This is a genomic window from Zoogloea oleivorans, assembly GCF_008107625.1.
Taxonomy (GTDB): domain Bacteria; phylum Pseudomonadota; class Gammaproteobacteria; order Burkholderiales; family Rhodocyclaceae; genus Zoogloea; species Zoogloea oleivorans.
Window position 1 is genome coordinate 91646 of sequence record NZ_SDKK01000011.1, and the last position, 15090, is coordinate 106735.

The following is a 15090-nucleotide window of genomic DNA, read 5'->3' on the forward strand; positions in this document are numbered from 1 at the left end:
CCGGGCAGATCAGGCGCGCAGCTCCTCGAAGCCCTGGCCCTTGACCAGTGCGTCAATCCCCTTGAGGGTTGCCAGCAGCGCCTTCATCTTGTCCAGCGGCCACGCGTTGGGGCCATCGGAGAAAGCCTTGGCGGGATCCGGATGGGTTTCCATGAACAGGCCGGAGATACCGACCGCCATCGCCGCCCGTGCCAACACCGGCACGAACTCGCGCTGACCACCGGAGACGGTGCCCTGCCCGCCGGGCAACTGGACCGAATGGGTGGCATCGAACACCACCGGACAACCGGTTTCCCGCATGATCGCCAAGGAGCGCATGTCGGAAACCAGATTGTTGTAGCCGAAAGACGCTCCACGTTCGCAGACCATGATGGTGTCCGCGCCCCCATTGGCTTCGCGGGCCTTGTCCACCACGTTCTTCATGTCGCCCGGGGCCAGAAACTGACCCTTCTTGATGTTCACCGGCTTGCCGGAAGCGGCCACCGCATGGATGAAATCCGTCTGGCGGCACAGGAAGGCCGGCGTCTGCAGCACATCGACGGCCGCGGCCACATCGGCAACTTCATGCTCGGCATGCACGTCGGTAAGAACCGGCACACCCAGTTTCTCGCGGACTTCGGCGAGAATCGCCAGGCCCTTCTCCATGCCCATCCCGCGATAGGACTTGCCGGAGCTCCGGTTGGCCTTGTCGTAACTGGACTTGTAGATGAAGGGAATGGCCAGTTCGGCACAGATCTCCTTCAGCTGCTCGGCAGTTTCCAGGGCCATTTCCCGGGACTCGATGACGCAAGGTCCGGCGATCAGGAAGAAAGGCTTGTCGAGACCGACGTCGAAGCCGCAAAGTTTCATGGGTTTTCCTTTTAGCCAGCCTGCTGATGGGCCAGGGCTGCCTTGACGAAGGCGGTAAAGAGCGGATGACCGTTACGCGGATTGGACGTGAACTCGGGGTGGAACTGGCAGCCCACGAACCACGGGTGCGCATTCGGCCCTTCTGTCGGCAGCTCGATCATTTCGCACAGATCGGTCCCCGGCGCACGCCCGGCCACACGCAGGCCCTGCTCTTCAAGCTTGGCCAGCAGCGTGTTGTTCACTTCGTAGCGGTGACGGTGACGCTCGGTAATTTCCGGCTTGCCGTAGATGTCGCGGGCCAGCGTACCGTCGGTCAGGTTGCAGACCTGACCGCCCAGGCGCATGGAGCCGCCCAGATCGGAGTCCTCGCCGCGCGTTTCGACCTTGCCGGAGGCGTCGAGCCATTCGGTGATCAGGCCGATCACCGGGTAATCGGTGTGCTTGTCGAACTCGGTACTGTGGGCGCCGTTCATGCCTGCCACATCACGGGCAAATTCGACCACGGCCAGTTGCATGCCCAGACAGATGCCCAGGTACGGAACCTTGTTTTCACGGGCGTAGCGGATCGCCGCAATCTTGCCTTCGGTACCACGCCGGCCAAAGCCGCCGGGCACGAGGATGGCGTCCATGGCCTTGAGCGCGCCACAGCCGTTCTTTTCGATGTCCTCGGAGTCCAGGTAATGAATGTTCACCTTGCTGAGGGTGTGCATCCCGGCATGATTGAGGGCTTCGATCAACGACTTGTAGGACTCGGTGAGGTCCACGTACTTGCCGACGAACGCGATGTTCAGGTTGTGCTTTGGGTTGTTCAGCGCGTCGAGCAGGCGCTCCCAGATGGAGAGATCCGCCGCCCGGGCCAGGATGCCCAGCTTGTGGCAGACGATCTCGTCGAGCATCTGGTCGTGCAGCATGCCGGGAATGCGGTAGATGGAATCCGCGTCCAGGCACTCGATGACCGCTTCGGGCATCACGTTGCAGAACAGCGCGATCTTGCGGCGCTCGTCGGCCGGCACGGAGCGGTCGGCACGGCACAGCAGGATGTCGGGCTGGATGCCGATCTCACGCAGCTCCTTCACCGAGTGCTGGGTCGGCTTGGTCTTCAGCTCGCCGGCAGTCGGGATGTAGGGCAGCAGCGTGAGATGGATGAAACAGGAGCTCTGACGCCCCTCTTCCAGGCCCATCTGACGGATGGCTTCGAGGAAGGGCAGCGATTCGATGTCTCCCACCGTTCCGCCCACTTCGACGATCGCCACGTCGGAGCCTTCGGCGCCGCGCTTGAGATAGAGCTTGATCTCGTCGGTGATATGGGGGATGACCTGGACGGTTTTGCCCAGGTATTCGCCGCGCCGTTCCTTCTTGATCACCGACTCGTAGATCTGGCCGGTGGTGAAGTTGTTGCGCTTGCCCATCTTGGCGCTGGTAAAGCGCTCATAGTGGCCCAAGTCCAGATCGGTCTCGGCGCCATCTTCGGTCACGAAGACTTCCCCGTGCTGAAAGGGACTCATCGTGCCGGGGTCGACGTTGATGTAGGGGTCGAGCTTGAGGTGGGTAACCTTGATGCCGCGGGATTCAAGGATTGCCCCAAGAGAGGCGGCGGCGATGCCCTTGCCCAGAGAGGACACGACACCACCGGTAACAAAGACGTATTTGGTCATGACACGGGGGACTTCAGGAAAGATGAATGATAGCCGATTCGACCCCCTTTCTTCAACGGGCGGACCGGCCTCAAAGTATTTCCTGGCCCTTTTTAAAGCCATTGGCGCCCCAGAGGCGCCTCCGGCTTTAACAGAAAAACACTTAATTGTCGCGGATGAAGTCCCGATTTACCGCACGAAAAAGATCTGTCGCACTGCGCTGCAGCCACTCGAAGGCGACCATCTCGCGGGTCACGATCTCGACCCCGTGGGCACGCATCCGCGCCAGCGCCGCCTCCTTGTCGGGCGCCTTGCGAGTGCCCACCGCATCGGCGACGACAAACACCTCCTTGCCCTGCCAGCGCAGCTCCAGCACCGTCTGCAGCACGCACACGTGGGCCTCTGTGCCCACCACGACCACCTGACGCCGCTCATCCACCGCAGTGCCGGCGAGACAGCCGTCGGACACACAGGAAAAATGCGTCTTTTCGACGATGCGGGCATCGCCGGCTGCCTCCAGCAGCGCATCGGCAGTACGCCCGAGCCCTGCCGGATACTGTTCGGAAACGACGACCGGCACCGCCAGCCGGCGCGCCACGCCGGTCAGCCAGATGCAGTTCTGCAACACCGTCTCGCCATCTGCGATGGCCGGCAGCAGACGCGTCTGTACATCGACAATCAGAAGGCTGGCCTTGCTGCTGTTCATCAACATGGTGCGTCTCCTCAGGATTTCAGCTCGGGGCGGGCGCGGAAATTGTCCAGTGCGGCCGGGTTGGCCAGCGCCTCGACATTCTTGACCGGCTGCTCATGGACGACGGCACGCACCGCCAGTTCGACGATCTTGCCGCTCTTGGTGCGCGGAATGTCATCGACCTGCACAACCCTGGCCGGCACATGGCGCGGCGTCGTGCTGTCGCGGATGGTCTGGCGGATGCGGGCAATCAGCGCGTCGTCGAGCGTGAGGCCCTCGCGCAGACGCACAAAGAGCACCACGCGAACATCGCTGGCATCCCCCGGCGGCCATTGCTGGCCGATGACGAGAGATTCCATCACCTCCTCCAGCTTTTCGACCTGGCGATAGATTTCCGCGGTACCGATGCGCACTCCGCCCGGGTTGAGCGTCGCGTCGGAGCGGCCGTAGATGATCAGTCCATCATGGGCCGTGATCTCGCTGTAATCGCCGTGACACCACACGTTGTCGAAGCGGCCAAAGTAAGCCGCGCGATACTTGCTGCCGTCCGGATCGTTCCAGAAACCGACCGGCATCACCGGGAAGGGCCGCGTGCACACCAGTTCGCCCTTCTCGCCACGCACCGGCGCAGCCGTGTCGTCGAAAACGTCGACCGCCATGCCGAGCCCCTTGCACTGGATCTCCCCCGGCCACACCGGCAGAGCCGGATTGCCAAGCACGAAACACGAAATGATGTCGGTACCGCCCGAAATCGACGACAGGCACACGTCGGACTTGATCTCCTGATAGACGTACTCGAAGCCTTCCGGCACCAGCGGGCTGCCGGTCGAGAACACCGCGCGCAGGGCCGACAGATCGTGGCTTGCCCGCGGCCGCAACCCGGCCTTGGCAATACCATCGATGAACTTGGCGGAAGTCCCGAAATGGGTCATGCCTTCGGCCTGGGCGTAGTCAAACAAAATCGCACCGTTACCAATCATCGGCGCGCCATCGTAAAGCAGCAGCGTGGCACCGGACGCCAGCCCCGACACCAGCCAGTTCCACATCATCCAGCCGCAGGTGGTGAAGTAGAAAACCTTGTCGCCGGGCTTCACGTCACCGTGCAGGCGGTGCTCCTTGAGGTGCTGCAGCAGCGCACCACCGGCGCCATGCACGATGCACTTGGGCACGCCGGTGGTGCCTGACGAAAACATGATGAACAGCGGATGATCGAAGGCCAGCCGGGCAAAAGGAATCTCGGTGCAGCCGAGGAAGGGCTTCACGAAATCCGCCAGCATCCGCGCGTGATGAACATGCGAAATGTCGTGGCTCGCATGCACGTAGGGCACCACGACCACCCGCTTCAGCGACGGCAGGCCCTCCGTGATCGCCGCCAGACGGTCGAGGCAATCGACGACCTTGCCGTTGTAATAGTAGCCATCCACCGCCACCAGCACCTTGGGCTCGATCTGCCCGAAGCGGTCGAGTACACCCTGCACACCAAAGTCCGGCGATGCCGACGAGAAAATCGCCCCAATGCTCGCCGCCGCCAGCATGGCGACGATGGTTTCGGGCAGATTCGGCATCCAGGCAGCAACACGATCACCAGCAACAACTCCAGCCTCCTGCAGAGCCGCTGCAAAATGAGCGACCTGACGGTACAGGTCGCCATGGGAAAGCCGGTTCTTGACCCGGTCTTCGCCCCAGAACACCAGCGCGTCGCTATCGTCGCGACTGCGCAGCAGGTTCTCGGCGAAGTTCAGGCGCGCCTCGGGAAACCAGCGAGCGCCAGGCATTTTGTCGGCGTTTTCGAGGACCACCGCCCCCCTCTCCCCACGCACCTCGCCGTATTCCCAGATCGAAGTCCAGAACTCGGTCGGCTCATTCACCGACCAGGCGTGCAGCGTGGCGTAATCGGGCAGCAAGCGCCCCCAGCGGGCTTCGGCCTGACGGGCAAAAGCGGTGATATTTGCCCCGGCAACCCGATCGGTATCAGGTACCCACAAAGGGCGTTCGGCTACGGCGTAACTCATCGATCCATCTCCTCTAACCATTCTCTTTGCGCCGGATCTGCGTCCGGCCTCTTTTCAGGTGCTGCCTGCGACTAGCTTACCTTGGCACGCAACTCGTCGGGGATAGGCACCGACTTGCCGGTGCGGGGATCCATCCACACCACCTTGGCGGCCCCCTCGGCAAAGACTCGATCATCCCCCTCAACCCCCAGTTCATACCAGGTCATCACACTGCTGCGACCCGGCTCACCGGCATACAGCCGCACCACCACCGTCGCCGGGTAGTTCACCGGAATCATGAAGGTGCAACTGGCATTGATGATCACCGCCCCGCTTTCCGACTGAGGGCTGACAACGTAACCATACGCCTCCAGCCATTCGACCCGGGCCTGCTCGAAGTAGCGGAAATAAATCGTGTTGTTCACATGCCCGTAAAAATCCATGTCACCCCAGCGAACGGGGATTTTCGTGGTCAGCAGCAGCTTGCGGGTCGGGGTCTGGTCGGATACGGCCGTGCTCATGATTCATGCTCTCCTGGGTTGATTATTATTCGCTTGACAAAGGGCTGAACAAGGGCGCTTTAGCACCCCGTACGCTTTCAAGCCAATGTAACATACGCCTGCGTATGTTGATCAAGGCCAGCGGCTTAAGCCCTTTTCGGGATTGCCCTGAGTCGGGCTCGGGGTTACGCTTCGATAGTTACGGTTTAAGCAAAAAAACAAATCCAATAGATTTCAGGAGGAGGCAGCAATGGAACGTGATTCCATGGAATTTGACGTCCTGATCGTGGGCGGAGGCCCGGCGGGTCTTTCCGCAGCGATCCGGCTCAAGCAACTTGCAGCAGAAAAGGGCCAGGATTTCACCGTCTGCCTGATTGAAAAGGCCGCCGAAGTCGGCTCCCATATCTTGTCTGGCGCGGTGCTTGATCCCCGCGCCCTCAACGAACTCTTTCCCGACTGGAAGGAACGCGGTGCACCGCTCAACACCCCGGTCACCGAAGACCGCGTGATCTTCCTGTCGGAAACCGGCGGCAAACAGATCCCCAACGGCCTGCTCCCCGACGCCTTCCACAACGAGGGCAACTACATCGTGCGCCTCGGCAACATCGCCAAGTGGCTGGGCGAACAGGCCGAAGCGATGGGCGTGGAGGTCTATCCGGGCTTCTCCGGCTCCCAGCTGCTGTTCGATGAAAACGGCGCCGTGGCCGGCGTGATCACCGGCGACATGGGCGTATTGAAGGATGGCACCCAGGGCCCCAACTTCCAGCCGGGCATGGAACTGCGCGCCAAGTACACGCTGTTCGCCGAAGGCTGTCGCGGCCACCTGGGCAAGCAGCTCGAAGCGCGCTACAACTTGCGTGAAGGCGTCGATCCGCAAACCTACGGACTCGGCATCAAGGAACTGTGGGAAATCCCCGCCGCCCAGCACCAGCAGGGCCTGGTGGTGCATACCGCCGGCTGGCCGATGGACACAGCCACTTACGGCGGCGGCTTCGCCTATCACCTCGAAGACAACCTGGTGTCGGTCGGCTACGTGGTCGGTCTTAACTACACCAACCCCTACCTGTCGCCCTTTGAAGAATTCCAGCGTTACAAGACGCACCCGGAAATCAGCAAGTTCCTTGAAGGTGGCAAGCGCATCGCCTACGGTGCCCGTGCCATTGCAGCCGGCGGCCTGCAGAGCCAGCCCAAGCTGGTCTTTCCGGGTGGTGCGCTGATCGGTGACGATGCCGGCTTCCTCAACGCCGCCCGCATCAAGGGCAGCCACGCGGCCATGAAGTCCGGCATGCTGGCCGCCGAAGCCGCCTACAACGCCCTCGTCGCCGAGCGCGCCCAGGACGAGCTGAGCGCCTTCCCGGAAGCTTTCAAGGCCAGCTGGCTGCACGCCGAACTGCACAAGACCCGCAACTTCAAGCCCTACATGAAAAAGGGCCTGTGGCTCGGCTCGCTGCTCTTTGGCATCGACCAGAAACTGTTCGGTGGCAATGTTCCCTGGACGCTGCACAACTCGGCAGACCACACGACGCTCAAGCCCGCCGCCGAGTGCGCCCCAATCTCCTACCCGAAGCCGGACGGCAAGCTCACCTTCGACCGCCTGTCGTCAGTCTTCCTGTCCAACACGAACCACGAAGAAGACGAGCCCTGCCACCTGCAGCTCAAGGATGCGTCGGTGCCGATCTCGATCAACCTGGCGAAGTACGACGCTCCCGAGCAGCGCTACTGCCCGGCTGGCGTGTATGAAATCGTGCGCAGCCCGGAAGGCGACAATCCGCGCCTGCAGATCAATGCCCAGAACTGCGTGCACTGCAAGACCTGCGACATCAAGGACCCGACCCAGAACATCAACTGGGTAACGCCGCAAGGCGGCGAAGGGCCGATCTACCAGGGGATGTAAGCACTCCGCCGGTGTTGTCGGACTCAAGTCCGATCCACAAAAAAACGGCCGTCGCGCAATGCGACGGCCGTTTCTGTTTGGGGCTTTCGATTATCAGCCGACCCACTTCCGCGCGTTGCGGAACATGCGCAGCCACGGCGAATCCTCACCCAGATCGGCCGGATGCCAGCTCATCTGCACGGTACGGGCCGTGCGCTCGGGGTGCGGCATCATGATCGTGAAGCGGCCGTCCGGCGTGGTCAGGCCAGTGATGCCGGCGGGCGAGCCGTTCGGGTTGAACGGATAGCGCTCGGCGACGGCACCGCTGTTGTCCACGTAGCGCAGGGCGATCTTCGCGTTGTCCTGGGCATCGACGCCCTGGAACACCGCGCGGCCTTCGCCATGGGAGACGACGATCGGCATGCGGCTGCCAGCCATGCCGGCCAGCAGGATCGACGGGCTTTCCTGCACCTCCACCATCACGAAGCGGGCCTCGAACTGCTCGCTGCGGTTGCGCTGGAAGCGCGGCCAGGTTTCGGCACCGGGAATGATCTCGGCCAGGTTGGACATCATCTGGCAGCCGTTGCAGACGCCCAGCGCGAAGGTGTCGGTACGCTGGAAGAAGGCTTCGAACTGTTCGCGCAGCATCGGGTTGAACAGGATCGACTTGGCCCAGCCCTGCCCCGCCCCGAGCACGTCGCCATACGAGAAGCCGCCACAGGCCGCGAGGCCCGTGAAGTCGGACAGGTGCACGCGACCGGCCTGCAGGTCGGACATATGCACATCAAAGGGAGCGAAGCCGGCACGCTCGAAAGCGGCCGCCATTTCGGCCTGGGAGTTGACGCCCTGCTCGCGCAGGATGGCCACCTTCGGACGGACACCAGTGGCGATGAAGGGGGCAGCGATGTCTTCGGCGGCGTCATAGCTCAGGGCCACCGACAAACCGGGGTTGGCGACATCGGCCAGCGCGTCGAATTCTTCCTTGGCGCACTCGGCATCGTCACGCAGGCGGGCGATCCGGTAGCTGGTCTCGGACCACAGCTGCAGCAACTCGGCGCGGGGTGCCTGGAAGACCAGCTTGGCGTTGCGCCAGAAGCGCATCTCGTCCCGGTCATTGGGCTCGCCGACGAAATGGTAGGACAAACGCGCTTGACGCAGGGCTTCGGTGAAGCGGCTGCGGTCGGCCCGGCGAATCTGGATCACGGCGCCCAGTTCTTCGGCAAACAGCGCCTTGAAGAGCATGTCGTTGAAACGGCCCTTGAGCGAATCCGGACGCTTGTCGAGACCATCGACGTCGTTCATGTACTGATCGTAGGCGACGGTATCGAGCATCACCGACAGGCCGCACTTGGAGGCAAAGGCCATTTCGCACAGGGTGGCGAAGAGGCCGCCGTCGGAGCGGTCGTGGTAGGCGAGGATCAGGTCATCCTGACGCCACTTCTGGATCAGTTCGAAGAAGGCCTTGAGCTGGGCGGCATCCACATCCGGCGCGTGTTCGGCGACGGAATTGTAGGCCTGGGCCAGCACCGAACCGCCAAGGCGGTTCTGGTTGTTGCCGAGATCGATGAGCAGCAACTCGGTTTCGACGCCTTCCGGGAACTGCAGTTGCGGTGTAAGGGTGCGGCGCACGTCCTGCACGGCCGCAAAGCCGGTGACGATCAGCGACAGCGGCGACACGACCTGCTTGTCCTCGCCCGCGTCATTCCAGGCGGTGCGCATGGACAGGGAGTCCTTGCCGACCGGAATCGAAATGCCGGCGGCCTGGCAGAAGTGCGACACGGCCTCGACCGTCTTGAACAGCTTGACGTCCTCGCCCCGGTGACCGGCAGCAGCCATCCAGTTGGCGGAGAGCTTCACGTCGCCCAGCGAACGGATATCGGCGGCGGCGATGTTGGTGATCGCCTCGCCGATCGCCATGCGGCCGGAAGCCGGGGCGTCGATGGTGGCCAGCGGCGTGCGCTCACCCATGGCGAAGGCTTCGCCCAGGTAGCCGTGGTAGCTCATGGTGGTCACGGCCACGTCGGCCACCGGGATCTGCCACGGGCCGACCATCTGGTCGCGGGCGGTCATGCCGCCGACGGAACGGTCGCCGATGGTGATCAGGAAGTTCTTGCTGGCCACGGCCGGCATGCACAGCACGCGCTTGCAGGCGTCGGCCAGATAGATATCGGTGACATCGAAGGGCGGCACGAAAACCTGACGGGTGGATACATTGCGGGTCATCTTCGGCGGCTTGCCGAGGAGAACCTGCATTTCCATGTCCACGGCGTCGTTGCCGAAGTGACGGTCGGAGACCACCAGGCGGCCGTCGTCGGACGCGGTGCCGACCACCGCAAACGGGCAGCGCTCGCGCTCGCACAGGGCACGGAAGACTTCGAGGTTTTCCGGGGCGATGGCGATGACGTAGCGTTCTTGCGATTCGTTGGACCAGATTTCCCGCGGGCTCATGCCCGGCTCTTCGATGTGCACTTCACGCAATTCAAAGTGCGCGCCGAGGCTGGCGGAATCGGCCAGCTCGGGGAAGGCATTGGAGAGGCCACCGGCGCCCACGTCGTGGATGGCGAGAATGGGGTTGTCGGCGCCCTTCTGCCAGCAGGCGTCGATGACCTCCTGGCAGCGGCGTTCGATTTCCGGGTTGCCGCGCTGTACGGAAGCGAAGTCCAGATCAGCGGTATTGGTGCCGGTCGCCATGGACGACGCGGCGCCACCGCCAAGGCCGATCAGCATGCCCGGCCCGCCCAGTTGAATCAGCAGGGTGCCGGGGCCGAACTTGACCTTGAAGGACTGCTCGGCCTGGATGCTGCCGAGGCCGCCGGCGATCATGATCGGCTTGTGATAGCCGCGCACTTCATCCTGCACGCTCTGCTGGAAGGTACGGAAATAACCGGTCAGGTTGGGACGGCCGAATTCGTTGTTGAAGGCCGCCGCACCCAGCGGGCCTTCGATCATGATGTCGAGGGCCGAGGCAATGCGCTCGGGCTTGCCGTAGTGTTCCTCCCAGGCCTGCTCGAAGCCGGGGATCTCGAGGTTGGACACCGAGAAACCGGACAGGCCGGCCTTGGGCTTGGAGCCGCGGCCGGTGGCACCTTCATCGCGAATCTCGCCGCCGGAGCCGGTGGAGGCCCCCGGGAAGGGCGAGATGGCGGTCGGGTGGTTGTGGGTTTCAACCTTGGCGAGGATGTGGGTCAGCTCTTCACGGTACTTCCAGGCGCCAGTGGCGTCCGGGTAGAGCTTGTCGACCGTTGCACCTTCGATCACCGAGGCGTTGTCGGAATAGGCGACAACGGTGCCTTCCGGGTGGGCCTTGTGGGTGTCGCGGATCATGCCGAAGAGGGTTTTCTCTTCCGGGCGGCCGTCGATGACCCAGTCGGCATTGAAGATCTTGTGGCGGCAGTGCTCGGAGTTCGCCTGGGCGAACATCATCAACTCGACGTCGGTCGGGTTGCGCCCGACGCGGGTGAAGTTGTCCACCAAATAGTCGATTTCGTCGTCCGACAGGGCCAGGCCCAGCTCGCTGTTGGCCATCACCAGCGCGTCACGACCGCGGGCAAGGATGTCCACGGTGGTCAGGGGCTGCGGGGCGTAGTGCTGGAACAGGGCATGGGAAGCGTCGGGGTTATCGAGCACCGACTCGGTCATGCGGTCGTGGATCGCCGGCAGGACGGCTTCGCGGTCGCGGGCATCGAGGCCGCCGCGCAGATCGAAGCTGAGGGCGGTGCCGCGCTCGACACGAACGATCTTGTCGAAGCCGCACTGGTGGGCGATGTCGGTGGCCTTGGAGGACCAGGGCGAGATCGTGCCCAGGCGCGGCGTCACCATTAGCAGGCTGCCGGCCGGCGCAGCGCCTTCCGGGTGGGCACCCAGCAGGTCCACCAGGCGGGCCAACTCGTCGGCGGACAGCGGAGCGGTGATTTCCGCGAAATACCAGTGCTCGACAGCCAGGCCCTTCAGACGGGGCAGGACTGTCTTGACCGAGTCGGTCAGCCGGGCAAGACGGGAACTGGAGAGGGCGGGCGCACCGCGCAGCTTGAGGATTTCGGACATGGCAGGGATGGGCGTCGAGGGTGGCAAAACCCGGGTCGGACACGAAAAGGACTCAGGATTATACCCGAGCACAAACCCTGCTCCGACCACCCTTTGCAAGTCGACGGACCCGCAAGTCGACCGGCATGCAATCCGGCCGTGCCACTGTCATTGGACGTGTGAGAGAATTCAGCCCTTCCCGCGTCTGCACACAGCCCCAATGGCATCCCGTCGAGCCTCTTCCACGTCTCCACTCTGGTCGCGCATTTTCTGGGTGATCACGGTGATCTTCTGCGCCGCCGAGGTCGCGATTCTGGTCCAGGCTTACGGACACAACCAGGTCCAGAACGACCTGGCCAGACAAGTCGCACTGGTCCAGCAGGGCACGGCGGTCACCTGGCAGATGGCGGCCGACATCGAGTCAGCCCCGCACGCTGATGAACCCGCCGGCCTGGTGCCCCAGGATCCCCGCGAGCGCTGGCTCAACGCAGCCCTGCAAGCCCTGCGCGCCGGTGGCACCGTTCATACCCTCGAGAACACGCAGATTGACATCCTGCCGGTGGAAGGCAGCGAAGCCCGGCTGGTGCTGATGGACATCCTCGCCCGCTGGCGCAGCGTCACCCGACTCAACACCCTTAGCCCGGGCTCGGCAGCGGCGAAGGGCGAGCTGCGGGCACTCGGCCCGGCCATGGCCGAACTCGCCGCCCATCTGACGAAACAAAAGGACGACGCCACCCACGCCACCACAACCCTGACGGCCCTCGCCCTCGGCACCGGCCTGGCCGGCCTCATCGCCATCGGCACCCTGCACCTGCGCCAGGCACGCCAGTCGGAACGCTCCGGTCGCCTGATGCGCTCGATGATGAACCAGATCGGCGCCGGCGTTTGCATCCTCGGCAGCACCGACAAGATCGCCGACGCCAATCGTGCCGCCTGCCGCATGCTCGGCCGCCCGCGCAAAAGCCTGCGCGGCAAGCGCCTCGACGAAATTCTCAGCGAGAACGACGGCGTATGGACCGGCGAGCGGCCGGACGGCATGCCCATCGCTGTCGAACGCATTCCAGGCACCATCGAAGGCTACAAGGGCCCCCTGCGCATCGTGACCCTCCTCGACGTCACCGCCCGCCACCTGACCGCCGAATGCCTGCAGCACCTGGCGCACCACGATGCCCTCACCGGCCTGCCGAACCGCAGCTTCCTTGAGGGGCACTTCAAAAAGGAACTCGCCCGCAGCAAGGACACCGGCACGGTCCTCGGCGTGGCGGTCATCGATCTGGACGGCTTCAAGCCGGTCAATGACACCTACGGCCACGCCGTCGGCGACGCCCTCCTCGTGCAGATCGGCCAGCGCCTGGGCACCGCCCTGCGCATCAGCGACGTGATCGCCCGCACCGGTGGCGACGAATTCGTCGGCGTCTTTCCTGACGTCAACAACCGCGACAGCCTGTCCTTCCTGGGCGAACGCCTGCTCGGCGTCTTCACCCATCCCTTCGAGGTGATGGGACACACGCTTGCCATGAGCGGCAGCATCGGCCTCGCCATTGCTCCCGACGATGGCGCCGACCAGGACAGCATCCTGCGTGCCGCCGATGCGGCCATGTATAGGGCCAAGCAGGCCGGCAAGCGCGGCATGCAGTTGTCGGCCGTCAACACCAGCGGACGGGCAGCCTGAGGCCGGCAGGCAGTCAATCGGTTAAAATGGCGGGCTTTGTCGCATCAGGCCCACTTTTGCCTCCTTCCGCCCTGCCCGATTCCCCCCCCTCGCCGGAGCCTTCAGCCTCCACGGCATTGCCGCGCCTGTGGGCCGTGCTGCCCGCGCTGCTGCTGGCGGCGCTGGCGATGGCGGTCGCCCTCGACGGTTCGAACCAGCAGATATTCCTCGCCCTGAATGCAGCAGCCAGCGGCTGGCTCCCGCCGACGGCGTGGTCAGCCATTACGCTGGGCGGCTCGGCCATCGGAACGATCGCCCTCCTCGCCCCGACCCTCAAGACACAACCCCGCTGGCTGGCGTCAGCCTTCCTTGCCGCGCCCCTTGCCATCCTTTTCAGCAACGGGGCCAAGCGCTACTTCGACGTCATGCGTCCGGCCGGCGTGCTGCAAGCGGAAAGCTTCACCCTCATCGGCCAGAAGCTCTACGTACATTCCTTCCCGTCCGGCCATGCCACAACCGCTTTCCTCGCGGCGGCGGTAATCATTCTGGCCTGGCCGAAGGCCGCCACCCGCTGGTGGGCCGCACCGGCGATCTGCGCGGCCGCTGCGCTGGTGGCCTTGTCGCGCATCGCGGTGGGCGCTCACTGGCCCCTCGACGTGCTCACCGGCGCCGCCGGCGGCTGGCTGGCCGGCGTGCTCGGCACCTGGCTGTCAGGGCGTGTACGCTTCTGGCAGAAACCCGGGGGGGTTCGCAGCATGGCCGCCATCGCCCTCGCGACAAGCCTGGCCCTGCTGTTTGTGGATCTCGGCTACCCCCTCGCCCGCCTCTACCAGATCGGTCTGGCCGCCTGGGGAATCGGCGGCGCAGCAGCGGCCCTCATGAACAACCCGGAACGCGGCCCATGAACTTCAAACGCCTGCTCGCCCTTGCCGTATCAGCCGGCCTGCTCGCCTGGCTGATGGCCGACGGACGCTGGCGCGGCCTCGGCGACGTGTTCGCCCGGCTCGACGCCCTCACGCTCGGCCTGTCGGCAGCCGGCTTCGCGCTGTCGTACGGGCTGCGCGCCCTGCGCGTCTTCGACGAATTCCGCGCCCAGGCCGGGCGGCGCTTCGGCACCTGCCTGCGCATCGTGCTGATCCACAATGCGATGATCAACGTGGTGCCCTTCCGGGGTGGCGAAGCGGCCTTCCCGCTGCTGCTGCGCCAGAACTTCGGCATTCCCCTCCCACGCGCCATCGCCTCCCTGTTCTGGTTTCGCCTGCAGGATGCCTTCGTGGTGATGGCGCTCGCGGCCATCGTGTGGCCGGGCGTCCATCCGGGCCTCAAGGCAATCGCCGTCATCGGCGTCATCGTCACCGCCTGGTGGCTGCCGCGCTGGGCGCGGGCGCCGCACGACTGGGCCGACGGCAAGGCCTTCACCGCCAAGCTCGCCAAGGTGCGCGACGCCTTCGCCGAAAGCACCCGTCACGCCCGCTACGGCTGGGTATGGACCATCGCCAACTGGACGGTGAAACTCGCCGCCCAGGCCTGCCTGCTGGCCGCGCTGATCCCCGCCGCCCTGGCTGTCGGTGCGGCCGGCGCCCTGGGAGCCGAACTGGCTGCCATCCTGCCCATCCAGGGCGTTGCCGGTTTCGGCACCTACGAAGCCGGCGCTGCCGCCGCACTGCTGCCCAGCGGCATTCCGCTGGCGGTCGGCCTGCAAGTGGCCTTGGCGCTGCACCTTTTCGTGATTGCCTGCTCGGTCACGTCCGGCGCCATTGCCTGGCTTTTCCCGGCCGCCCGGGTGCAGGAAACGACCGATCACGCATCGTCCGACATACAATCCGCCTCGTCCGCCGTCGACGGGGCGCAAACCAGATCCACAGCCGAATAGCCATC

10 protein-coding genes are annotated in these 15090 nt (G+C 64.4%); 4 read left to right on the forward strand and 6 right to left on the reverse strand.

What is annotated here, in order from left to right; genetic code table 11:
• Positions 1–9: 9 nt before the first annotated feature.
• From kdsA to ETQ85_RS12950, 5 genes are all read right to left on the reverse strand, one after another.
• Positions 10–849: a 3-deoxy-8-phosphooctulonate synthase gene (kdsA, locus tag ETQ85_RS12930; protein WP_148579488.1), complete on the reverse strand. Its 840-nt coding sequence runs from the start codon at positions 847–849 to the stop codon at positions 10–12.
• Positions 850–860: 11 nt separating this feature from the next.
• The gene (locus ETQ85_RS12935; protein WP_148579489.1) at positions 861–2504 is read right to left on the reverse strand and encodes a CTP synthase; all 1644 of its coding nucleotides are present in this window, start codon (positions 2502–2504) and stop codon (positions 861–863) included.
• A 142-nt stretch (positions 2505–2646) separates the two neighbouring features.
• Positions 2647–3195 (reverse strand): hydrolase, encoded by a 549-nt coding sequence (locus tag ETQ85_RS12940; protein ID WP_148579490.1) that lies wholly within the window; start codon positions 3193–3195, stop codon positions 2647–2649.
• 11 nt (positions 3196–3206) lie between these two features.
• The gene (locus ETQ85_RS12945; RefSeq protein ID WP_148579491.1) at positions 3207–5186 is read right to left on the reverse strand and encodes an acetoacetate--CoA ligase; all 1980 of its coding nucleotides are present in this window, start codon (positions 5184–5186) and stop codon (positions 3207–3209) included.
• Positions 5187–5257: 71 nt separating this feature from the next.
• Positions 5258–5686 carry an acyl-CoA thioesterase gene (locus ETQ85_RS12950; protein ID WP_148579492.1) on the reverse strand — a complete coding sequence of 143 codons (429 nt, stop codon included), beginning with the start codon at positions 5684–5686 and terminating at the stop codon, positions 5258–5260.
• Between the two features lie 229 nt (positions 5687–5915).
• On the opposite strand from ETQ85_RS12950, the gene ETQ85_RS12955 reads away from it, so the two are divergent.
• On the forward strand, positions 5916–7559 hold the full coding sequence (locus tag ETQ85_RS12955) for an electron transfer flavoprotein-ubiquinone oxidoreductase (protein ID WP_148579493.1): 1644 nt from the start codon (positions 5916–5918) through the stop codon (positions 7557–7559).
• A gap of 93 nt (positions 7560–7652) precedes the next feature.
• Here ETQ85_RS12955 and purL read toward each other — a convergent pair whose 3' ends face one another.
• Positions 7653–11582, reverse strand: coding sequence for a phosphoribosylformylglycinamidine synthase (gene purL, locus ETQ85_RS12960; protein WP_148579494.1), 3930 nt, complete (start codon positions 11580–11582; stop codon positions 7653–7655).
• A gap of 253 nt (positions 11583–11835) precedes the next feature.
• Between purL and ETQ85_RS12965 the strand changes: the two genes are divergently transcribed.
• The 3 genes from ETQ85_RS12965 to ETQ85_RS12975 are packed head-to-tail and all read left to right on the forward strand — an operon-like array spanning position 11836 to position 15085.
• Positions 11836–13233 carry a sensor domain-containing diguanylate cyclase gene (locus tag ETQ85_RS12965; RefSeq protein WP_187394699.1) on the forward strand — a complete coding sequence of 466 codons (1398 nt, stop codon included), beginning with the start codon at positions 11836–11838 and terminating at the stop codon, positions 13231–13233.
• Positions 13234–13289: 56 nt separating this feature from the next.
• Positions 13290–14117 (forward strand): phosphatase PAP2 family protein, encoded by an 828-nt coding sequence (locus tag ETQ85_RS12970; protein WP_187394700.1) that lies wholly within the window; start codon positions 13290–13292, stop codon positions 14115–14117.
• Complete coding sequence (locus ETQ85_RS12975; protein WP_148579497.1) at positions 14114–15085, forward strand: lysylphosphatidylglycerol synthase transmembrane domain-containing protein; 972 nt, start codon at positions 14114–14116, stop codon at positions 15083–15085. Before ETQ85_RS12970 ends, ETQ85_RS12975 begins: the two co-directional genes overlap by 4 nt.
• The last annotated feature ends 5 nt before the right edge of the window (positions 15086–15090 follow it).

Excerpts from the sequence above, each read along its gene's own strand:
- kdsA (WP_148579488.1), bottom strand. The coding sequence starts at position 849 with ATGAAACTTTGCGGCTTCGACGTCGGTCTCGACAAGCCTTTCTTCCTG.
- ETQ85_RS12935 (WP_148579489.1), bottom strand. The coding sequence starts at position 2,504 with ATGACCAAATACGTCTTTGTTACCGGTGGTGTCGTGTCCTCTCTGGGC.
- ETQ85_RS12940 (WP_148579490.1), bottom strand. The coding sequence starts at position 3,195 with ATGTTGATGAACAGCAGCAAGGCCAGCCTTCTGATTGTCGATGTACAG.
- ETQ85_RS12975 (WP_148579497.1), top strand. The coding sequence starts at position 14,114 with ATGAACTTCAAACGCCTGCTCGCCCTTGCCGTATCAGCCGGCCTGCTC.
- ETQ85_RS12950 (WP_148579492.1), bottom strand. The coding sequence starts at position 5,686 with ATGAGCACGGCCGTATCCGACCAGACCCCGACCCGCAAGCTGCTGCTG.
- ETQ85_RS12955 (WP_148579493.1), top strand. The coding sequence starts at position 5,916 with ATGGAACGTGATTCCATGGAATTTGACGTCCTGATCGTGGGCGGAGGC.
- ETQ85_RS12945 (WP_148579491.1), bottom strand. The coding sequence starts at position 5,186 with ATGAGTTACGCCGTAGCCGAACGCCCTTTGTGGGTACCTGATACCGAT.
- purL (WP_148579494.1), bottom strand. The coding sequence starts at position 11,582 with ATGTCCGAAATCCTCAAGCTGCGCGGTGCGCCCGCCCTCTCCAGTTCC.